Raw genomic sequence first — 3,360 nt, 5'->3', positions numbered from 1 at the left:
CTCGACGCCGCGCTGGCGCTGGCGCAATCCCTGGCCGACACCGCCACCGCGCAGCTGGCCGACACGCTGGAAACCGGGCCCACCGAAATCAAGCCCGACAACGGCAAAGGCGTGAACAAAGCCGACGGCCACCTGCAGCATCACGCCGCCGCCCTGCGCGCGTGGGAAGCCGGCAGCAATACCGACAAGGAAGGCAAAACCACCAAGGAACAAGCCGGCCAGCAGCCGCTGATGATCCTCAGCGCCCCGGCCGGCCTCGCCGCAACGACCGACAACTCCCTGACGTTGGCCGCAGGCAGCAACATCGACCAGGTGGCGCAACGCGACCTCAACCAGACCTCGGGCAGAAGGTGGCTGCACAACGTCGGCCAGCACCTCAGCCTGTTCGTGGCCGGGGTAAAGGACAAGGTGAGCCTGAAGCTGATCGCCGCCCGCGGCAAGGTGCAGGTTCAGGCGCAGAGTGGGGCAATGGAGCTGACGGCGGACAAGAACATCACCATCACCTCGTGCAAAGGCAAGGTACAGATCAGCGCCAAGGCTGAAATCCTGCTGACCAGCGGCGGCGGCTACATCAAGCTGTCCGGCGGCAATATCGAGGTGCACTGCCCCGGCACGGTGAGCGTGAAGGGGGCGGAGCATGCGTTGAGCGGGCCGGCGAGCATTGGGGTGAACATGAAGGGCTTTCCTAGCGCTGAGCGATACGATGAAAAATTCCAGTTACTGGGCCCAAATGGAAAACCACTGCCAGGCGTACAATTGCTGGTTGATGACGGCAAGCAGCAGTTGCTGCACCGAATCAAGCGCGATGGCAGCAACCAGCGTATTCATACCTCACAAGCCACCCCGCTGGCAGCCGAATTGGTCTGGGACGCAATACAGCCGGACCAGGATAAACACTAATCATGGCAACTCCCAACCCAAGCGCACAAGCAACAACCAATACCCGCGAGGGCTCGGTCTGCACACTGCAGGCTGGCTGCGACACCATGTGGTCGCTGGCACAGCAGTTTGCCTACCGGCGACTTTCAACTCGTGAGCAAGGGGTGAGCTTTCCCCCGAAACGCAGCACGCTGAGCGACTACGCACAGCGCGCCAGAACTATTGCCGCCACCTATGCTCGCCTCTACCTGGAGCAGGAGGAATACGGCAACCCCAAAAAGAAAGGCCGATACTACTGGATGGCACTGGGCGCCTTTGCCAGCAAAACCGTGGCCTGCACGCTGGACCTGACCCGGGTGGATGCCGGCAAGCATGCGCCTGACGCCACCGGGCTTGGCTATGTGCGCGATGGACTGGGCAAGGGTAATTTCTGGCTGTTTCAGGACATTGCCCCCACACACTGGTATCACAACTACAGCCCCGACACCTTTGCGCAATGCCTGGATACGCGCGGCGAGAATGGTTGCCACCAAGCGGTAATCGACAACCTGAAACGGCTACCGTGGGCGGATACGGCGTTACCCACGCTGAAGTACCTGCCGATTTCTGGCTTCATCAAGAGTGCGTTTGCCACGATCAAGAAGATAGAGGCAGCAGAAACACCCGCTGATCGCGCAAAGGTACAGCTTTCCCACTTGATGGATATCGCAAGACATGAGCAGGGCGTGATCCTACAGCCGCTGATGTATGACGACCCAGAGTTTGCCAAGTGGGTGCAACGCCAGCGTGGCTGGATGAGCTGGTTTTCACCTGATCTGGAATTGGTGTTTACCCATGCCTGCCAGACAGATAACCCGGAACTTAAATCGGCAGCGCCGGAAGGGACAGTTTTGGAAAACTACGACAGCCGGATGATTTGGATCACCAGTGCTGCCAATGACTTTCATCGGTTAATGCAAACGCAAACGAGCACTATGGAAACAGAACTCAAAATCATGGCAGGCTGGTATGTCAGTAAGGACTAAGCGCATGCTTAAGTGGTTCATCATGCTGGTGGGCATTGCCGTCATCGCAGTCGTTTTTTTTATATTCAGTAATAAGGGTGCCAAGGCTATGGCTCAGGGTAGTGTTTTCCCATCACAGGTTGAAGTTGCATTTGGGCAGTCCGGGACAAGTCTGGAGCAGCAGTATGGCGAATTGGTAAAGGCCAACAAGAAAAATTTCGGATTGAATTTTTACTATATCAATGCAGACAGTCGTGGCAAAACTATGCTGGTCATCATCAAAACTGGCACATTGGAAACAGTGATCCCACAGGTCACGCTGATCAATGCAGCAGAAGATAGGGGCAGGAAGGTTGGCATAAACAATTTATTAATCACAGCCAAATTAAAAGAAGGCGGCATGCAACCCCACCCCGTTGCCCATCAGTACGTACTAAACTTGATACAGGACCTACGTAAAATCGGGTGGCGATACTATATTTCTGAAGCGAAGCCGCGACTTAAAGGCAAGGCTGCTCTCGACTATTTCACACAGGACAATATCGATCCAGATTACCCGCTGTCGTTTGAGCAATGGATGGCACTACCAGCTCCATTGACATGGGAGCTTTATGCCGATCATACCTACCTTACCCTGCAAGTGGATCGCGATGTCAACCACCTGGATCCAGCCAAGCCCGGAGCCTACTTCATCAGCCTAACCTTTACCCCTCGCGAAGAAACCGAGCGGCTGGGAGTGGACGAGAAAGATCGGGACCACTGGAGGGATACCTGGGTGAAACGCAATCTGGCATTTCGCGCCTTGCGCAATATCAAAGAAGCCAAACTGCGCGCGCAGGGCGTTTCGATTGACACCGACTACCAAGACCCGCCGTTACCGCCTCCGCCTGCTGGGCAGCAGAATCCGGTCATTCCGGATGCGCTGAAATAAACAACGGTGCTTGCCGCAGAAGGGGAGCTGCTGCTGTTAGACGACCCTGCGTTTGTCAAGTGAGTGCAACGCCAACGTGGCTGGAGAGCTGGTTTTCACCTGATCTGGAACTGGCGTTTACTCATGCCTGCCAGACAGATGACCCAAAACTTAAATCGGCAGCACCAGAAGAGACAATTTTTGAAAACTATAAAAGCCGAATGGACTGGATCATTCAGGCTGTCCAACAATTCCATAACCTGATGCAAACACGAGCTGGATTCATGGAGTCAGAACGGCTCTGTTGCATAAATCCGAAGCAGGATGATTTTTCCCTTTCCCCAAACAGATTTACTCCACCACTACCGTGCACGGACGGCCCAGCATGCTGAAGCGGTTCAAGATGGCAGCGCGCACTTGCAGCTCTGCCACTTGACCATCGAAGCGCCGGGCCGTCACCCTTTCACCCAGCTGATCTGCACCCCTTAGGTCTTACCAATCAAAAGTAGAGAGAAGTCCGTCACTGAAGGAGAATGACGGACATGAAGAAGAGCAGATTCACAGAAG

The 3,360-nt window shown here is 55.4% G+C and carries 4 protein-coding genes and 1 pseudogene; 4 read left to right on the top strand and 1 reads right to left on the bottom strand.

Features of this window, described 5'->3' with window-relative positions; all coding sequences use genetic code 11:
• The 4 genes from C8E02_RS02330 to C8E02_RS17800 all read left to right on the top strand — a co-directional run.
• A partial coding sequence (locus tag C8E02_RS02330; RefSeq protein WP_147424411.1) for a DUF2345 domain-containing protein occupies positions 1–900 on the top strand: 900 nt, incomplete at its 5' end.
• Positions 901–902: 2 nt separating this feature from the next.
• A complete protein-coding gene (locus C8E02_RS02325) occupies positions 903–1,904 on the top strand; it encodes a DUF2515 family protein (protein ID WP_047968512.1) in 1,002 nt (333 codons plus the stop codon).
• A gap of 4 nt (positions 1,905–1,908) precedes the next feature.
• A complete protein-coding gene (locus C8E02_RS02320; protein ID WP_120809486.1) occupies positions 1,909–2,814 on the top strand; it encodes a hypothetical protein in 906 nt (301 codons plus the stop codon).
• 59 nt (positions 2,815–2,873) lie between these two features.
• Positions 2,874–3,185 carry a DUF2515 family protein gene (locus C8E02_RS17800; RefSeq protein WP_425451934.1) on the top strand — a complete coding sequence of 104 codons (312 nt, stop codon included), beginning with the start codon at positions 2,874–2,876 and terminating at the stop codon, positions 3,183–3,185.
• Here C8E02_RS17800 and C8E02_RS02315 read toward each other — a convergent pair.
• Positions 3,145–3,264, bottom strand: a pseudogene (locus C8E02_RS02315) (IS5/IS1182 family transposase); the annotation flags it as partial. The gene C8E02_RS17800 and the pseudogene C8E02_RS02315 overlap by 41 nt on opposite strands.
• Positions 3,265–3,360: the final 96 nt, after the last annotated feature.

It is taken from the genome of Vogesella indigofera (assembly GCF_003633895.1).
GTDB classification, from domain to species: Bacteria; Pseudomonadota; Gammaproteobacteria; order Burkholderiales; family Chromobacteriaceae; genus Vogesella; species Vogesella indigofera.
Note: the sequence above shows the minus strand (reverse complement) of the source record. Positions and strands in the feature narration are given on the sequence as shown.

Coding starts and splice junctions, on each gene's coding strand:
- C8E02_RS02325 (WP_047968512.1), top strand. CDS start 903: ATGGCAACTCCCAACCCAAGCGCACAAGCAACAACCAATACCCGCGAG.
- C8E02_RS02320 (WP_120809486.1), top strand. CDS start 1,909: ATGCTTAAGTGGTTCATCATGCTGGTGGGCATTGCCGTCATCGCAGTC.